Genomic DNA, 16189 nt, shown 5'->3' on the forward strand with positions numbered 1-16189 from the left:
TAGGGTGCCAAAGCAGTAAAACCGCTTTGGCTGTATTTATAAACTGGATACTCCTACTGGAAGAGGGCCAGAAGTGATTGAGGTGCCTGGTTAGCAATCGATAGAGCCTGAACACCAAGCTGCTGCTGAACCTGTAGAGACTGAAGACGCGCAGAGGCTTCTTCGAGATTGGCATCAGTCAAGGCGCCAATGCCTGTTTTCAAGCTGTCAGATAGTGTCGTAACAAACTCGTTTTGGTTGTCGATACGGTTTTGTTTCGAACCAAAAAAGGCTGTTGCATCAATTGCCGTCTGTAACAGTGTATCAATTGTGTTCAGAGCTGTTGAGGCACCGTCAGTCGTTGAGATATCCAAATCTGCCAATGCGTTTAGTCCACCCGCTGCGACGCTGGCACTCGTTGCTGTAATCGCTCCGACAGTCACGTCATTTGCATTGCCATTTGCCGCTGCACTGTTGGTGAAAGTTAATACTCCGCCAGAAACACCCGTTGTCAAAGTCCCTGACAAACCAGCATCAGCAATAGCTGCATCAACAGCGACTTTCATACCCGCTGCAATGGCGTCTTGATCAAGACCAGCAGCAGCTTCGTAGCTCACGTCCTCGCCAGCAACTGTGAATTCATATGTAGTCGCGCTCTCAGTCGTACCGCTTGCAATTGTGATTGTCTGCGTTCCACCGTTTTCAGCGACTGTTCCATTGGAAAGCGTAGCGCCTGTAGGATCTGAGTTCGAAACTGAACCACCAGTGATCGCGTCGCCAGTCGTCAAATCCTGACGCGCAACCCCAATTGTCCCTGGAGTAACGTTACCGTCAGTATCGCGGTTCAAGGAAGAGAGAACAGAAATGTCGTCGCCGGCTTTCAAAAGATTTTGACCGTTGATAGACGCTGCATCAACGATAGACGCAATACCTTCACGAAATTCGTTTAGGTCGGTTTGATATTTAGCGCGGTCAGCATCGGTAACAGATGCGTCATTCGCGGCAACAATAGCGCTCTTGGCGCTTTTCAGAAGTTCAGTAACTTCATTTGCGGCATCGCGAGCTGTACCGACAGTCGCTGAACCCAAGTTCAAACTATCTGTAAGCTGTGAATAGCTTTCAACGTCGGACTGCATAACAGTCGCGATTGACCAGATAGCGGCGTTGTCTGTTGAAGAATTGATTTTCTTACCGGTGGAAATTTCGCTCTGAACAGAGGCAAGATTTTTGTTGATACCGCGAAGTGTATCTAGCGCCACCATCGCGCTATTGTTTGTTAGAATACTGGACATAGGTTTTTCCTTTTTTTCACCCATTCGGGCTTATACCTTTGGGCATCAGCCCCAATTGTTACGTCCCTCACGGGACACCTAAGTCATCCTTGACAATCTTTATGAACCTTTTGGTTTCTGAAAGATAAACTCTCCTGAGTTGCTATTTCGGGATACACCCCAAACGATAATTAAATGTAAATCAAACCAGTTTTTTTCTGAGGCCTTGCGAATCCGGCAAATTGATTGTTTTTCCGAACCGGTCATATGCCCCGACCTTGGCTTCGCGGTTACGAATAGCATTGATTTGCTGATAAGCAGACTTCACCGTATTGATTGCGGATTTCATGAGAAATTCGTTTTCCTTTAGAAGCTCCCGAATGATCTCCAGATGGGTAGACCGCTTTACCCCCTCTTCACCTGATGAATTCTGAGACACCAAAACATTCAGCTCAGTCAAACATTTCTGCTTTACCTCAGTCGTCTCTTTCAAAGGTCGAAACTGCCCTTTTTTTAAATGTGCATTTTCGAACTCTACGACGTCTCTAAGTTTTTGGATAATTTCATCAAGATTTGACATTGAGCGTTCCATTCATATCCGTGCCGTTACTTTGCAAGCTTAGCTTTTGATAAAATTTATCCTGAAGCCCAAAGCCGCCGCCTTCGGCCAGTTCTTCCGCAAATTTTTCTATGTAAAAATCGGTAAAGGCCGCGACATCCTCGCCGCCGCCTTTTACTAAAGCGTCTCCTAAGCCGGAGAATTTGAGCATTTGGCCGATGAAGGCCGCTTCGAAATCTTTGGCTGCCGCTCTCAAATCCGCTTCTTTCGCACTATCTGCACTTGCGCTGTTCTCCGCAAACCTCGCGGGATCAAGCGCTTGCGCCTGCGTCATTAAAGGGATGGATTCAAAAGTAGACATAATTTCCTCTCTTTTCGGCTCTAATCCATGACCCGTAAATTGTTGGTTAATTATATTTGTATACGCATTGGGTATGCAGGCTCTGTCTCTCAGTCTGTCCCCAGCAGGAAGCGGGGATAAAAAAGTTGAATTCCCCTCTGCTCCGGCGGAGGATGAGAAGGCGCGTCTTCGTTCCCCCGACAATAAAGAGACACAAACGGATTTTTCTGACAGCTTTGAAGCCGCCTCTTCAAATACAGAGAAAGATGCAGATATATCCAATACAGATCCGATAAAAACATCTGACCGAGATGTAATTACTGAGACTCCAAAAATAGAGACTAACAAAGACGACACGGTTCTGGTGGCCGCTATTGCTTCGAATGAAAATCGTGAGACAGCGATACTAACCTCTAAAGGCTCAACATCATCTTCACCTGGACACTTGTCGACAGGCTCAGACGTTTCAACCTCACAACAGGTAGAAACATCTGCTAAAGCCGCGAATACCATTCTGGTAGATTCTAAGATTACCGTCACTAATCAAGATGATGCCGATCTGCCATCGAAGGTATTGGCGGATAAGGAAGCAAAAACTACATTTGGACTGACTGGTACCAACTCAAATATAACATCCTCCAATGCGGCTCTGGAAGGTCAGGGCGCAAAGCCGAAGGATGTATCCCCTCAAACAGACGTGGACATTCCCAAAGACCAGAAACTAGCTCACAAAATAGCTGAAAAAGACACCCCTAATTTACAGGCCCTAAAAACCAAGGGCCGGGATACTCCTGCGGCCGATCTAAGAAGAAGCCAAAAGTCAGCCACTATACCTTCATCCACTATATCTGATGTCGATACATCGTCGGCTCTAAAAGAGCCTACCAATCTGGTCGAAGCAGACTCTATCGATGACGTTCTTAAAAAACGAGCTGAATTCAAAGCCTTTGGACAAATGAATTTCTCAGGACAAGCGACACAGAATTTATCTCATTCCCTTCTTCCACAGACTACGGCCGTAGCTGAAGGGAACTTGGCAATCACAACGTCCATGACGTCTCCGACACTATCGACGTCAATTGCCCCGGCGGCGCAAATAGTCATGGCCAACCCCGCCGCCATAGTAACGAATTTCAATGCCGTCTCCCAAGCCATGTTGGTTGCGAATGAAACCGCAAAAGGGGTTGCCGTTCAATTAGATCCCCCGGAGATGGGACGCGTATACATAGATTTTATCTTTAACTCTGATGACAGCGTGAATGTGGTTGTTAAATCTGAACTCCCTGAGAGCCACCTATTGCTCCGAGATCGGAGCGAACAATTTCTGGAGTTCTTAAAAGAAAGCGGCCTTGAGAATGTAAACTTGAGTTTCGAACAGGGCAGCGATCAAAACGAGTCAGATTTCGATAATGAAGACACGCCTAAGCCGCTCTATATGGCTGCCCTGACTGACGACCCGACACCTTTGCCCTCAACGCTACGTTACGCGCCCACGGATGTTCAAAGTTTCGACGGGCTAGACCTTAGATTATAGGATTTAATCATGAATGTACCTGACCTTTTTGCTCTAACGACGCAGACTAAACCTTCCTCTATTCTTCGGAAAGGGGCGCCAACGTTGCCGCAGTCAGACTTAACTAGTAAAATTTCGGGGTCACCCACAACGACAATTCAGCAAAACGGATCTGAAGTCACTGATCCAACTGCAACACAAACAAGCAACGAAACTGATAACTCCGTAACACCGCAACAGTCCGTAGGTGAAGAATTTGATACGTTTTTAACGCTCTTGACAGCGCAAATCAAAAACCAGGACCCTCTCGCCCCGCTCGACTCCACGCAGTTCGTTGAACAACTTGCGACTTTTTCCAACTTAGAATTACAAGCCGAGGGCAATAAGGTCTTGGAAGATATTGCACAAATGTTGGCACAAAACTTATACAATCAATCTCAATCGGAAAATTGATAGTGTATTTATAACTCGCTGTCCCGGCGGACAATGTCCAAAATTAAAACATTCTCAACGCCCTCTTCCAGAATACGGCGTGATGACCCGAGCAATGTCTCGCGAATAATTTCAAATGTCTTTGGGGATGTCAGATCATCGCTGAAGAGCCCCTGGTTGGAAAGTTCAAGAAGGTCGCGCATAAAAGCGTCGCGAAATTTTGGTTCTAACTGGAAACTGTCTGATGGTGCGTCTTCATTTAACTCAAGATTGAAATTCATGATCAGCAAACTGTCGATTTTTTTATCATTCATGACCGGAATGACAAATTGTCGTTTGAACTTTAGATAATCGACTTTATCGGATTTAACGGCTTCGCCGTGACCGCCTTTCGACTTACTCTCTTTCTTCTGCTTTTTGTCTTTCTTCTGCTTTTTGTCTTTCTTATGAGACTTATCGCCGTGGTCATCCTTCGTCTTATCGTGTGCGCTATCAACGACCGCAGGAGCAGATCCGATAGAGCTTTTCACAAAGCTTGCTCCCACCGCGCCGCCAATAACAGCGACGATCAGGATAAAAGTCTTAAGAACGGATTTGAACATAAATGTCTCGAAAAAATACTTCTAAGAAGCCGTCTTAGAACGGAATGATTTTCTGTAATATTTTATTGCCTGCGCGTGGTTTCACGCTGTCCGTGACGTTCCCCTGCCCACCATAATAAATTCGGGCATCGGCGATTTTGTCGTAAGTAATAATATTTTGACGGGAGATATCCTCGGTCCGGATCAGACCGCTGACTTGCAACTGGCGCACTTCATTATTGACCATAATTTGCTGCTGTCCGGCAAGTTGCAAGTAACCATTGGGCATCACATCGACGACCTGAACCGCCAAGCGAAGGGTAATGGTTTCTTCCCGCTTAATCATTCCATCACCATTCGTATTTCTGTCTCTGGTGATATCGACCGCCGGCGTGAGACTTGCGCCATTGGGCAAGTTTCTATTGATGATTTCCGGTAGGCCAAAAAACGCACCAACCCCAAAATTGTCAGAGGTCTGGCGCGTATTGGTTTCGGAGTTTTTGATTTCCGCCTCGTCTTCTATTTCAACAAGGACGGTCAAGAGATCTCCGACCTGACTGGCACGACGGTCGCCAAATAAAGATTTCGGGCTACTGCTCCAGAGAGATGTTTCCCCCGGATGCCCCGTTGTTTCGGCGCGCAATTGCGGCTTCGGGGGAGAATTATAAGAATTGTAATAAGGCGCAGAGGGCGTCGGAGAAAAAGCCGTTTTGATTGGCTTTTGCGGGCTGGACGCGCAGGCCGGAAGTATGAGCGCAGCCGCACAAGCGCTAGCGACAAGAATTTTATAGGAATATGTCATCGAGCCATCTCCACCAGTCCTGCGCCCGTCACGCGTCCTTCGACAGCATTGCGTGAATCCATATTCATGACCCGTACAATGTCGCCCTTTGCCCCTTCGGACAGCGCGCGGCCATTCGTTGAAATTTCCAATCGTCCAACCCGGTAAATCATTGTGACGGGACTATTTCTTGTTACGAGAAGCGGTTCTTGTACGTCGCGATCTCTAATTTCTGCCCCGCTATAAATCGTTCGGGTTAGCTCTTTACCGACATAGTAGGATAATACGTCTTGGGGGTTTTCACCCGCCTCAGCTTCAACAGATATATCGCTACTGGAAATCTGCGTACCGCGTGACAAGGTCGAATTTGCCGTGACCGAGGCGGCCATAGCCAAACTCGGGATTAAGGCAAAAGTACTGGAAATAGTTATTGTAATCAGCCCTCTCATCTTATCGTATCCTTGTCGTCGCGGAATACATTTCATCGGCGGCGGTGATGACTTTCGAATTAAGTTCATACCCACGCTGAGCTTCGATAAGTTCAGAAATCTCTTCAACAACGTCGACACCTGAATCTTCCAGATATTTCTGCCGCATGGTACCGACACCTTCAGTGCCGGGTTCAGCGATAATTGGCGCGCCCGACCCTGCAGTTTCGCGGAAGAGATTGCCGCCCATAGCTTCCAAACCTTTAGCGTTGGCAAACACGGACATGGAGATTCTGCCGATGGATTGCCCTTCTGTCGCATTATCGAAAAAGGCTGTTACCTCCCCGTCCAAGCTTATGGAAATCTGACGGGCATCGCTCGGAATTGTAATATTGTCTGCGAGGGCGTAGCCGTCGGAATTCACGATCAAGCCCTCGGCGTCGCGGTAAAACTTACCGTCTCGCGTATAAGCAGATTCTCCGCTTGGAAGGCTAATTTCAAAGAAGCCGCGCCCTTCAATTGCCAGGTCAAGATCGCCGCCCGTGGGGTTTAAAGCGCCCTGAACTATCTCTACAGAAACCGTCGAAGGCCGAACCCCCATACCCATCTGAATACCAGCGGGGACAATCGTTCCTGTCTGGGAACTTACCGAGCCCGGCGTGAGATGTTGTTGATAAATTAAGTCCGCAAACTCGGCGACCCTCGGCTGATACGCCGTGGTGCTCATATTGGCGATATTATTGGAAATAACATCGACCCGGGTTTGTTGCGCCGCCATTCCTGTTGCGGCTATTTTTAGAGCGTTCATCCTGAACCTCCCTTTGTTGCGGCCTAAAATCAGACCTTAAGAAACTTGCCTTATTGTTGAAATCGTTTGTTTGATCCGCTCATCTTCCATCTCTAGAAGCTTTTGACCGGCGTCATAATGACGTTGAACCTCAATCATGCGGGCAATTTCGCTGACCGGTTCAACATTACTGTCTTCAAGATATCCCTGAAGGATAGTTCCTGTTTCCAATGGCTCGAAACCGCCATTCGAAATCCAGTTATTCCCCCCTGCCCGAGACAGTTCTGTTTCATTTGCCGTCACCAGGCCTAACCGGCCCAATTCAATGCCCCCAGCGCTGAGACTGCCATCCTGAGAGATTATAATGCTATCCGCTTCCAGAGGAATCTGGATTTCACCCTCTCCCGCATCAAGAACAGCATGCCCGTCCGGATTAATTAAAAGGCCATCAGCGTTCGTCATAAAGTGCCCAGCGCGGGTCAATTGAGTTTGCCCGTCAACGTCCACCAAGAAGAAACCCTCCCCTTGAATGGCCACATCTAAGCTGCCGCCTGTTGAGCGCATTTCGCCGTCTGAAAAATTACTGGAATGAGCCGCCAGTCGGCCCATAGAGAGAGAATGGCGCGCCGTATCCGCCGCCCCAGGCGAGCCAACCGCCGCAACATATTCTGAAAAGATTGCGCCTTCTTTCTTGTATCCAACCGTATTGGCATTCGCGATATTGTTCGCGATGGTATTTAATTCTTTCATCAGACCTGACTGTCTGGAAAGATTTACGTAGCTAGCATTATCCATGATTTAAAAACGCTCTCGAAATCTTGATTTGCTCGTCCAGATCAGAAAGTTGAGAAGAGAGAGTCGCTCTCCACTTCGCGCCCGTCAAAGCCGGCGCGCCTAGGGCCGGTTTGGAAAGCACCTGCAAAATTGACGCGTCTCCCCGTGTTTTGGGAGGCACCGTCTCTGAACCTTGTTTCTCTGAGTTTACTTCTGAAATTACTTTCGAGTTGATACGCTCGGACAAATCTTGCGCTTTGGACCAATTTTGCTCTAGCCATGCGACATTCATTTCATAGGACGATTTGCGGTCATGCTCTGTCAAGTCATTTAAAGCGAGCTTAGCCAGAGCCATGTCCGAATGCATCAGGGCGTAATCTAAAATTTCAGGCTCGAGGCCTTTTAAGTTGAGCGGTGATGACGCTTGATATTCTGAGGCGCCATACGTTTTCGTCTTTAGTGATAAAAGAACTCTTGCTTTTTCGAGGCTTTGTCTTTGATCAGCATTCACAGCCTCACCATTGCTTTGAATTGCCGTCACCAATTCCGGCAAGCCAAGCTTCAGCGATGCTTTTAACGCACTTAGCTTCAGGGACTCCCAGGTTTGCACGGATTTAAGAAAGTCAGTTTCTCGCAAAAACGTATCTAAAGCCGTCGACTGCACGGCTTGGCTTTCACTTTCAAAATTCTCGGTCAATGCTGCTACGATCTCCGCCTGTGCGAGCTTGTATTCAGGGGAACCTGTTTTTAAAAAGGATTGTGTCGATTGAATGGAGTCACTTATGCGCCCTTGTTCAAGTTGGCCTTTTACGAGCTCAAAAGCAGCATCTTGACCTCCTGAAGTCTCTTTTAACTGCGTGCTCACATCTCTCAGATCTGCTTCCAGAGTTTTGCTAAGCTTTTCCCCATCACGCGACTTAATCTCAGCGATATAGCTGACGGCATTCGGCCGATACACGCTTCCGCGCTCCGATAAATATTTAAACTTCGCAGTCGCTTGAGCCGGATTCGCCGACTTCTCAAGAAGAGCAGATAAATAGAGGTAATCAAAATCGGAAGTTCGGTTCTGCGGTAGGGCGTTTCCGTTCTCCCGAGCTCTATTTTCTAGCTTTCTCCAAATATGATCTGCAAACACATTCTGATTATTTTCAGCCGCGACAATGGCGATCGTTACTAAAAGCTGACCTTTTAAAACCTCAGGAAAGTCATCGATTGCATAGAGCATGTCTCTAATTTCCGGCATACTCAACGGATCTGGAAGTTGTTCTGGTCTTTCCAAGAAGGCCCAAAGAAAGCCAATTTGGCTACAATTTTTATAATCCGAAACGACTTCATTCTTCGGACGCACTTCTGGAAACGCTACAAGTTTTGCAACCTGTTTTAAGGCCACTCCTTTTGCCGAAACATCCGACGCTAAAACTTCCATGGCCTCATCGCCTAAACCAAGGGCGATATAATGCCTAGCAAGATTAAGAGCTTTGCCGCCCTCGCCATCTGCTCTGTAGTTTGCTTTGGCGTCTGACAAGGCGTCATAATTTTTAACGTCTTCCAGGTCAGAAAAATCGAGTATGTCTGCAACATTACAGCTAAATGGCACTGTCGTTTTCACGGCTGTTTCAACAGCTAAATCTGTCTCTGCCTCTTTCTCTGTCTCAAATGCGTCACCTTCAGGCTGCGTCTCAACTGGCTTTGCTTCCTGAACCTTTTCTGTGTCAGATGTTTTGGTGCGAACAAATCCTTGCTCTTGGGCATCCTTTAAAATCGCGGCCAAAGTATCAGAAGCCGAGTCAACGGAGTAGGCTCCGAAACTGGTTGTTCTTTCCGCTTCGTCCGCTCCTGCCAACGCCCCGTTTAAAACGGAAAATGAGGCGACCGCTGAAGCGGCCCCTCTTATGGTTTTTCTGGAAAGGATATGAAGGCAAGATTTGTTCATCAAGCTGCCACTTTTCTAAGCTCTTTCAAAGCCTCTTCAATCGAGGTGAAGCTTGGGCGCTGATGTTTCGGAGCGCTACGGCGCGCCACCTCAATCGCAATTTGCGTTTCATTTTTATGAAGACTGGACACCAGAACTTCTCTTATTAGAGCATAAAAATAATGCTCCTGCTCCCGGATTGATTTCACTTTATTTGCAAAGGGGCCGACGAGGGAATAGGCAAGGAAAACGCCCAAAAACGTTCCGACGAGCGCGCCGCCAATCATTCCGCCCAAAACCTCCGGCGGCTTATCGATTGACGCCATTGTTTTAATTACGCCCAAAACAGCCGCGACAATCCCAAGCGCCGGCAAGGCGTCTGCCATGTTTTGTAAAGCGTGCGAGCCGTGAAGCGCCTCTTCCTTCATCCCCTCGAGCTGCTTGTCCAAAAGCTCTTCGACCTGATAAACATCATCAAAGTTCATAAGCATGGAGCGAATTGTATCGCAGATCAGCTCGACGAATTGTGTGGAGGCTAAAATACGCGGATATTGTTGAAATAAAGCGGACTCTTCCGGGTTTTCAATATGCTCTTCAACTTTAACCGGGCTTTCTTTTGAAATCCGGACAAGCTCATGCATCAGGCAGAGCAAGTCTTGATAGTCTGATTTTTTCCATTTCGGGCCTTTGAAGACCGCCAGAATGTCTTTCCCAGTAGACTTGATGGTGTGCATGTCGTTTCCGCACGCAAAAGCCCCAATGGCAGCCCCGCCGATAATCATCATCTCATACGGCAGAGAATGCAGAATAATTTCCAGCTTGCCTCCCGCGAGCATGTACCCACCGAAGACGCAAATCACTGTTAGAATAATACCGAAGATGGAGCTCATGATTCGAGCCTTACCATCCCAAATATTACCTATTCTTTAAGAATGTTCTGATTACGCACTTGACGAAGCTTTAAGCACATTTTTATTGTCAGCAGACAACATCACTGCGAAATTCATCGGATATGTCTTCGCTAAGTTTCACAGCGCGCCGGGTTTTATGAATCCCCAATAAACCATTGGCAACGGCAAGACGCTGATTACGCATTTCGACTTCAAGACTTATATTTTCCAATGAGACTCCGGGAAGCGGTAGAATCTGACCGATCTCCAACCGGGTGCAATCTGCAACTGACATTTGAAAACTGTCAAGCACAGCTCTGACGGACGTAACGCTTTTATCAATGTGCCGTCCCAAAAACTTCGCGTTTTCCGGCAAGAGAACGTCGTCGGCCGTTTCATTCTCAATGTGAGCGGCCTCGAGAGTTTCCTCCAAAAAGCTTTGAGGCAATATGATACTTAGAGAAACCGGTTGCGCGTCTTCGCCCTCTGCCAATTGAGCCTGAAAGCTCATTTCAATCCGGCGCCAGCTTTTGTGCTCGTCCGACATCATAAAAGCTGTCAGTTCTGTTTCTTCTTTTTGAAACTCTAAACGATTTGTCTGCGGCTTAGTTTGATCTTCCTGACCCTTGCCTTCTTCAGCCGCGCCCAACATTTTCACGAGGTCTTTTTTCAAAAACGTGATAAGAGGTTCCATTAAAAACAGATCCAGCTCTGAAACGGAATGGTCTTTCAAGCCCGATAGATCGCTTATCCGTCCGTCGATTCCGCTTTTGTTGAGGATCGCGGCTAATGTCGTGTCAAACAGGAATAGGCTTTCAGTAACTTTTTCATCTCGGCCTAACCCTGCATAGAGACCGTCTTCGGGGAGCGCTTTGGCAAGCTCCTCCCGAATTATTCCTGTCGTTGTCAAATCACTTACTGTCCAGGTCAGGTCTGGGGTCAACTCTTCCAGAAGACTTAAACACCCTTCCGTTGTGTCCTCCCAGACATAAGCCACATCCGCATCTTTGATGTCAGTGACAACAGATTGGGTCATCAATTTTTTGCGTAATACGCTCATTATAGTCTCGGTGTTCAAGTGTACCCGCCCTGAATAGATATCCAACCCTTGCAATTCTCTTAATTTTTAAGCGAATTTTAACCGTGTTTCTTACCTCGAAACTTAGACTTTCCTGTCACATTTTGTCCCAACACGAAAATGGGTTTATAAATAATGAGTGACGCGCCGCGCCCGATAATCATCAGGAAGAAGAAGGTATATGCGGCTGAAGGGCATCATGGCGGAGCTTGGAAAGTTGCATATGCAGATTTCGTAACGGCGATGATGGCGTTCTTTCTTCTGATGTGGCTTTTGAATGCCACAACCGAAGAGCAGCGCAAAGGGATTGCCGATTACTTTAATCCCAGCATTCCATTGGCTGCTGTATCCGGAGGAGGCTCAGACGCCCTTCAAGGGGATTCAATTTTTGCAGATTACACAATCGCAAAAAATGGCACTGGAGCTGACAAAAAAGCTCCTGAAAAAGCTGCCAAACAGGATGTATCAGACATAGATAAGCAGGTAGAGTCATTGAACAAAGCCTTAGCCGCAGAAGAAAACGGCCTCGCCGCGCACATGCAAATAAAGATGAGTCCAGAAGGACTAGTCATCGAATTGACGGATCAACGCGAAGAACCTCTCTTTAGATCCGGCAGCGCCAGTCCCTCCCCGGTTTTGTCGCGACTCACTCAGATTGTAGCGGAGTCTTTTAACTCGATTGCGAATGACATTAAAATTGTGGGCCACACAGACAGTTTTAGCTTTAAGGGGAGCTCTGGATATTCGAACTGGGATCTTTCCACCGACCGGGCAAATACTGCGCGTAAATTATTGTCCCAACACGGCTTTCCGCTTGAACAAATTTCGGAGGTCTCTGGGAAGTCCTCGACAGCTCCCTTATCAGACGATCCGTATTCTCCGCAGAACAGGCGAATATCCATCACTATTTTACATGGCTAAACGCCTGAATCCTTTCGCTTTCTGAAGCGCAGCCCCCTTTACACACTTTATTAACCGCGCCCGTCTAACTTTGAAGCACATACATTTACTTCAAGGATTGAACGAATGACTATATCTTCTTCCCTAAATGCAGGGGTCATGGGTCTAAACGTCAATGCGACACGCTTGGCAACGATCTCGGACAATATCGCTAACTCCGCCACTTACGGCTACAAAAGAAGCGATGTTGATTTTTCAAGTCTAGTCATCGATCAAGGCCAATCCAGCTACTCGGCCGGCGGCGTACGAGCAACTAATTACAAAGACGTTACGAGCACAGGCTCCCTTATTTCTACAGGTCGCTCTCTAGATATTGCTATCGACGGCAACGGTATGATCCCTGTCACCAATTTTGCAGGTGTCTCCCAAAATGGCGGCGAACGTGATTTCATGATGGTGCCAACAGGCGGGTTTTCTGCAGATGAAGATGGGTTCCTTCGCACAACAAGCGGCCTGTACCTTCTAGGATGGCCTACTGATGCAGCTGGCAATGTTGAGAACGCAAGCCGAGGCACTACAGCAGGCCTGCAACCTGTCAACACAAGCATTGGACAGTTCAGTGCTGAACCTACGCGTAACCTTAATCTCGGCGTAAACCTACCTGCCGATGTTAGCGGCGCAACTGATCCTTACGTCCTACCTATAGATTACTATGATGCCTTAGGTCTTGGGCAATCCCTTTCATTAACATTTGAACCCGATACATCGGTCGGAGCCGCCCCGAATAGCTGGAATGTAACTGTCACAGATAGCGCCGGTGACCCAACCGTTCCGGTCGCGTCTTTCGGAGTAACTTTTAACGGCAATACAAATGGCGGTTCAATTGCTTCTGTTACTGCCGGCGCTGGCGCTACTTATGATGCGGCCACCGGCGAACTTGCGTTTGCCGTAGAAGGCGGTCCCATGAACGCCTTTATCGGTCGTCCAAATGGTACGTCCGGCTTAACGCAGTTAGGAACCAGCTTCTCTCCTTATGACGTCAACAAAGACGGCTCGCCTGTTGGTGACCTTCAATCTGTTGAGGTAACGCCAGAAGGTTTCTTGGAAGCTGTATATAATACCGGCTTTCGCCGAACAATCTTTCAGGTTCCTGTCGCGGATGTCCCAAATGCAAATGGATTGGAAGCTTTGGGTAACCAGGCTTACACAACCTCCTCTGACAGCGGCGATGTTTACCTTTGGGACGCCGGAGACGGCCCAACCGGGAACCTCGCCGGTTACGCCTTAATGGAATCCAATACGGATATTGCGTCGGAACTGACCAACCTGATCGAAACGCAGCGCGCTTATTCTTCAAACGCCAAGATTATTCAGACGGTTGACGAAATGTTGCAGGAAACGACCAATCTCAAGCGATAGAGATAGCCATTGATAATCGTGGTTATGTCTGCTTTGAATCTTAATCAGGACGCCTAAATGTCTTTAACGCAAGCTTTATCCAGTGCCAATTCGGGCCTTGCGAGCAGCAGTCGTCGGGCAGATGTTGCGGCCTCCAATATTGCGAATGCATCCACGCCGGGCTATGTCCGGCGAAATGTCATTACGTCTGAAAATGTTTCCGGCAGCCAAGGAAATGGCGTTCGCGTATCGGCTATCGAGCGCGCTCAGGACATGGCAATTAGCCGCCTTAGGCGCGACGCTGATTCAGCGGCTGGACGCTCTTCGGTCATTGCCCAAGCCTATCAAACCTTAAATACCGAACTCGGAAGCCCCGGCGACGGATACGGCCTTTTCGCCACGCTAGAAAACTTTGAAGCGTCCTTGAAAAGTCTTGAGGCCACGCCTGAATCAGCTGCGCTTCAGAACGCTGTCTTTTCCGCCGCTAATGAGACGGCGCACCAATTCAACGCTTTGTCCCACATTGTATCTTCTATGCGGGAGACGGCTGACAGCAATATAAATCGGTCTGTGCAGAAGGTGAACGACTCCCTCTATCGCTTGCAGGAACTCAACACACAAATTAGCGGGCTGAATGAGCTCAGCGGCGAAGGCGCCGCCTTAGAAGATGAACGCCAAAGGCTCATTAACGAAATCTCTGAAATCATTCCTATTAAAGATATTCCTCGGGATAACGGTCAAGTCGATATTCTGACGAGCTCCGGCGTTTATTTACTGTCCGGTACGGTGAAAGAGCTCTCCTTTGAACGCGCCGGCGTCATTACAGAAACAGATCGCTTTGGCGAAACGGGTAGCCGTCTTTCTGGGCTCTTTGTCGGAGAACAGGAATTAACGCCCGGAACAGATGGCCGCCACGCACTTCAATCCGGCAGCTTGGCCGGCGAATTTGCTATAAGAGACTCTGTCGCCACTGACTTTTCTGATTCACTTGATGGATTAGCAGCAGATTTGATTACCCGTTTTTCAGACGACGCATTGGATCCGACCAAAGCAGCAGGCGCGCCAGGTATATTCACGGATAATGGGGCAGCCTTTGATCCGGTGAACCTATCCGGGGCAGCCTCTCGATTTAGCCTTAACAGCTCTATTAATCCTAATGCCGGCGGAGATGTGTCGCGCCTTAGAGACGGCCTCGGTGCTACGACGCCTGGCAACACCGGAAACACGTCAATTATTACGGCCATGCTTGACGCGATGAATGCGCCTCAAAACGCGCCCGCTGGAACCAAATTGCAAGGACAGTTCTCTGTCATGGGAGCAACTGCTGGGTTCACCTCTCAAATCGGCGAACAAACTCTGCGACATGAATCCATCAATGCCAGCACGACGGCACGACGGGATATCCTTAGTGACACAGAACTAAGCCAATCCGCAGTTGATACAGATGCCGAATTACAGAACCTATTGGTAATCGAGCAGGCTTACGCCGCTAATGCCCGGGTCATTCAGACCATTGGCGATATGCTTGATCGTCTGATGCAGCTTTAGGATACGATATGCAAGTCAGCAGCTATCCCGATCTCTTGTCCTATACGCGGCGCAATCGCACGACTGCGCAAATCAGAGATCGGCTTCAAACAGCCTCCGAAGAAGCCGTGACAGGATTAAAAGCGGACATGACCGCCGCCACCAAAGGGGATTTGGGGCAAGCTCATCTATTGAAAAAAGCTCAAAGCGATATTGAACAATCGCAACAAATCAACACGCTCTCAAAATCTCGGTTAAACTTGGTTTCCGGCGCTCTCACAAATACTCTTGAAACAATAGATAATATCGACAGCCGGGCCATCATTGCCCTTCATGCTGAAAATGTCTTTGGCACAGACGCCATTATCAGCGAAGCGCGGGCGAGCATCGAAAACATTATGAGCGCCCTTTCCGTAAGGCATGGCGAGCGAAACCTTTTTTCCGGCGATCAAACTGATGCGCCAACATTTGAAGATGCGGATGTTCTGCTTTCCGATATCGAAGGGTTAATTTCCAGTGCGCCCGACACGGCTTCTGCCTTAACGGCTATCGATGATTATTTTAGCGACGGCGGCGACTTCGAAACCCGTATCTATCAAGGCGGCGACGGTAACGCCCCGCTATTACCCATCGGCAATGGCCGCAGCCTTCAGGTTCCTGTCTCAGGCTCTCATGAAAGCATCAAAGATGTACTGAAGGGTTTGGCGATCATGGCAACGGCAAAGAATGCTCTCCCCGCAGGAGATAAAGAGTCATTTAATACCCTCGTCACCAATGGCGCCTCATCCATCACGCAGGCCACAAACGGCTTGGTTAAGCTGGAAGCTGAAATTGGTATCCTCAATCAAAGTTTGGAAACCGCCAGCAAGCAGAATGAAAGCGAAGCGATAGCCCTATCTACTGCGTTTCAAAATCTTTTCGGACGCGATCAATATGAAGCCGCGGCGGAGCTTCAACAGCTACAAGTGCAGCTAGAAGCCTCTTATGCGATTACGGCTCGCCTCTCCAACCTTACCCTAACGAACTATCTGTGATATCT

17 protein-coding genes are annotated in these 16189 nt (G+C 48.2%); 6 read left to right on the forward strand and 11 right to left on the reverse strand.

What is annotated here, in order from left to right; all coding sequences use genetic code 11:
• Positions 1-53: 53 nt before the first annotated feature.
• From ACNA05_RS02425 to ACNA05_RS02435, 3 genes are all read right to left on the reverse strand, one after another.
• Entirely contained in the window at positions 54-1271 is a 1218-nt protein-coding gene (locus ACNA05_RS02425) for a flagellin N-terminal helical domain-containing protein (protein WP_415809783.1), read from the reverse strand.
• 181 nt (positions 1272-1452) lie between these two features.
• A complete protein-coding gene (locus ACNA05_RS02430) occupies positions 1453-1830 on the reverse strand; it encodes a hypothetical protein (protein WP_415809785.1) in 378 nt (125 codons plus the stop codon).
• The gene (locus ACNA05_RS02435) at positions 1817-2170 is read right to left on the reverse strand and encodes a hypothetical protein (RefSeq protein ID WP_415809786.1); all 354 of its coding nucleotides are present in this window, start codon (positions 2168-2170) and stop codon (positions 1817-1819) included. The genes ACNA05_RS02430 and ACNA05_RS02435 overlap by 14 nt, the downstream gene beginning before the upstream one ends.
• Positions 2171-2243: 73 nt before the next feature.
• Between ACNA05_RS02435 and ACNA05_RS02440 the strand changes: the two genes are divergently transcribed.
• On the forward strand, positions 2244-3683 hold the full coding sequence (locus ACNA05_RS02440) for a flagellar hook-length control protein FliK (protein WP_415809788.1): 1440 nt from the start codon (positions 2244-2246) through the stop codon (positions 3681-3683).
• Between the two features lie 9 nt (positions 3684-3692).
• Positions 3693-4115: a flagellar hook assembly protein FlgD gene (locus tag ACNA05_RS02445; protein WP_415809789.1), complete on the forward strand. Its 423-nt coding sequence runs from the start codon at positions 3693-3695 to the stop codon at positions 4113-4115.
• An 8-nt stretch (positions 4116-4123) separates the two neighbouring features.
• On the opposite strand, the gene ACNA05_RS02450 is transcribed toward ACNA05_RS02445, so the two are convergent.
• The 8 genes from ACNA05_RS02450 to ACNA05_RS02485 form a co-directional block, all read right to left on the reverse strand.
• Positions 4124-4696, reverse strand: coding sequence for a hypothetical protein (locus ACNA05_RS02450; protein WP_415809790.1), 573 nt, complete (start codon positions 4694-4696; stop codon positions 4124-4126).
• A 34-nt stretch (positions 4697-4730) separates the two neighbouring features.
• Positions 4731-5477, reverse strand: coding sequence for a flagellar basal body L-ring protein FlgH (locus ACNA05_RS02455; RefSeq protein ID WP_415809791.1), 747 nt, complete (start codon positions 5475-5477; stop codon positions 4731-4733).
• Positions 5474-5845: a flagellar basal body P-ring formation chaperone FlgA gene (flgA, locus tag ACNA05_RS02460; RefSeq protein WP_415809792.1), complete on the reverse strand. Its 372-nt coding sequence runs from the start codon at positions 5843-5845 to the stop codon at positions 5474-5476. The genes ACNA05_RS02455 and flgA overlap by 4 nt, the downstream gene beginning before the upstream one ends.
• 61 nt (positions 5846-5906) lie before the next feature.
• Positions 5907-6692: a flagellar basal-body rod protein FlgG gene (gene flgG, locus ACNA05_RS02465; protein ID WP_415809793.1), complete on the reverse strand. Its 786-nt coding sequence runs from the start codon at positions 6690-6692 to the stop codon at positions 5907-5909.
• 36 nt (positions 6693-6728) lie between these two features.
• The gene (locus tag ACNA05_RS02470; RefSeq protein WP_415809794.1) at positions 6729-7466 is read right to left on the reverse strand and encodes a flagellar hook-basal body complex protein; all 738 of its coding nucleotides are present in this window, start codon (positions 7464-7466) and stop codon (positions 6729-6731) included.
• Positions 7459-9381, reverse strand: a complete 1923-nt coding sequence (locus ACNA05_RS02475) for a hypothetical protein (RefSeq protein WP_415809795.1) — start codon at positions 9379-9381, stop codon at positions 7459-7461. The genes ACNA05_RS02470 and ACNA05_RS02475 overlap by 8 nt, the downstream gene beginning before the upstream one ends.
• Positions 9378-10247, reverse strand: coding sequence for a flagellar motor stator protein MotA (motA, locus tag ACNA05_RS02480; RefSeq protein ID WP_415809796.1), 870 nt, complete (start codon positions 10245-10247; stop codon positions 9378-9380). Before motA ends, ACNA05_RS02475 begins: the two co-directional genes overlap by 4 nt.
• Before the next feature lie 88 nt (positions 10248-10335).
• Positions 10336-11307 carry a flagellar motor switch protein FliM gene (locus ACNA05_RS02485; RefSeq protein WP_415809797.1) on the reverse strand — a complete coding sequence of 324 codons (972 nt, stop codon included), beginning with the start codon at positions 11305-11307 and terminating at the stop codon, positions 10336-10338.
• A gap of 153 nt (positions 11308-11460) precedes the next feature.
• Between ACNA05_RS02485 and ACNA05_RS02490 the strand changes: the two genes are divergently transcribed.
• The 4 genes from ACNA05_RS02490 to ACNA05_RS02505 all read left to right on the forward strand — a co-directional run bounded on the left by ACNA05_RS02490 (position 11461) and on the right by ACNA05_RS02505 (position 16184).
• Positions 11461-12246: a flagellar motor protein MotB gene (locus ACNA05_RS02490; protein WP_415809798.1), complete on the forward strand. Its 786-nt coding sequence runs from the start codon at positions 11461-11463 to the stop codon at positions 12244-12246.
• Between the two features lie 105 nt (positions 12247-12351).
• Positions 12352-13644 carry a flagellar hook protein FlgE gene (locus tag ACNA05_RS02495; RefSeq protein ID WP_415809799.1) on the forward strand — a complete coding sequence of 431 codons (1293 nt, stop codon included), beginning with the start codon at positions 12352-12354 and terminating at the stop codon, positions 13642-13644.
• Between the two features lie 57 nt (positions 13645-13701).
• Positions 13702-15171, forward strand: a complete 1470-nt coding sequence (gene flgK / locus ACNA05_RS02500) for a flagellar hook-associated protein FlgK (protein ID WP_415809800.1) — start codon at positions 13702-13704, stop codon at positions 15169-15171.
• Positions 15172-15179: 8 nt separating this feature from the next.
• Positions 15180-16184, forward strand: a complete 1005-nt coding sequence (locus ACNA05_RS02505; protein ID WP_415809801.1) for a flagellin — start codon at positions 15180-15182, stop codon at positions 16182-16184.
• Positions 16185-16189 lie beyond the last annotated feature (5 nt).

The organism is Litorimonas haliclonae (assembly GCF_965138505.1).
Lineage (GTDB): Bacteria > Pseudomonadota > Alphaproteobacteria > Caulobacterales > Maricaulaceae > Litorimonas > Litorimonas haliclonae.

Excerpts from the sequence above, each read along its gene's own strand:
- flgG (WP_415809793.1), bottom strand. The coding sequence starts at position 6,692 with ATGAACGCTCTAAAAATAGCCGCAACAGGAATGGCGGCGCAACAAACC.
- flgK (WP_415809800.1), top strand. The coding sequence starts at position 13,702 with ATGTCTTTAACGCAAGCTTTATCCAGTGCCAATTCGGGCCTTGCGAGC.
- ACNA05_RS02505 (WP_415809801.1), top strand. The coding sequence starts at position 15,180 with ATGCAAGTCAGCAGCTATCCCGATCTCTTGTCCTATACGCGGCGCAAT.
- ACNA05_RS02435 (WP_415809786.1), bottom strand. The coding sequence starts at position 2,170 with ATGTCTACTTTTGAATCCATCCCTTTAATGACGCAGGCGCAAGCGCTT.
- motA (WP_415809796.1), bottom strand. The coding sequence starts at position 10,247 with ATGAGCTCCATCTTCGGTATTATTCTAACAGTGATTTGCGTCTTCGGT.
- ACNA05_RS02490 (WP_415809798.1), top strand. The coding sequence starts at position 11,461 with ATGAGTGACGCGCCGCGCCCGATAATCATCAGGAAGAAGAAGGTATAT.
- ACNA05_RS02455 (WP_415809791.1), bottom strand. The coding sequence starts at position 5,477 with ATGACATATTCCTATAAAATTCTTGTCGCTAGCGCTTGTGCGGCTGCG.
- ACNA05_RS02450 (WP_415809790.1), bottom strand. The coding sequence starts at position 4,696 with ATGTTCAAATCCGTTCTTAAGACTTTTATCCTGATCGTCGCTGTTATT.
- ACNA05_RS02485 (WP_415809797.1), bottom strand. The coding sequence starts at position 11,307 with ATGAGCGTATTACGCAAAAAATTGATGACCCAATCTGTTGTCACTGAC.
- ACNA05_RS02445 (WP_415809789.1), top strand. The coding sequence starts at position 3,693 with ATGAATGTACCTGACCTTTTTGCTCTAACGACGCAGACTAAACCTTCC.
- ACNA05_RS02440 (WP_415809788.1), top strand. The coding sequence starts at position 2,244 with ATGCAGGCTCTGTCTCTCAGTCTGTCCCCAGCAGGAAGCGGGGATAAA.
- ACNA05_RS02430 (WP_415809785.1), bottom strand. The coding sequence starts at position 1,830 with ATGTCAAATCTTGATGAAATTATCCAAAAACTTAGAGACGTCGTAGAG.
- ACNA05_RS02425 (WP_415809783.1), bottom strand. The coding sequence starts at position 1,271 with ATGTCCAGTATTCTAACAAACAATAGCGCGATGGTGGCGCTAGATACA.
- ACNA05_RS02495 (WP_415809799.1), top strand. The coding sequence starts at position 12,352 with ATGACTATATCTTCTTCCCTAAATGCAGGGGTCATGGGTCTAAACGTC.
- flgA (WP_415809792.1), bottom strand. The coding sequence starts at position 5,845 with ATGGCCGCCTCGGTCACGGCAAATTCGACCTTGTCACGCGGTACGCAG.
- ACNA05_RS02470 (WP_415809794.1), bottom strand. The coding sequence starts at position 7,466 with ATGGATAATGCTAGCTACGTAAATCTTTCCAGACAGTCAGGTCTGATG.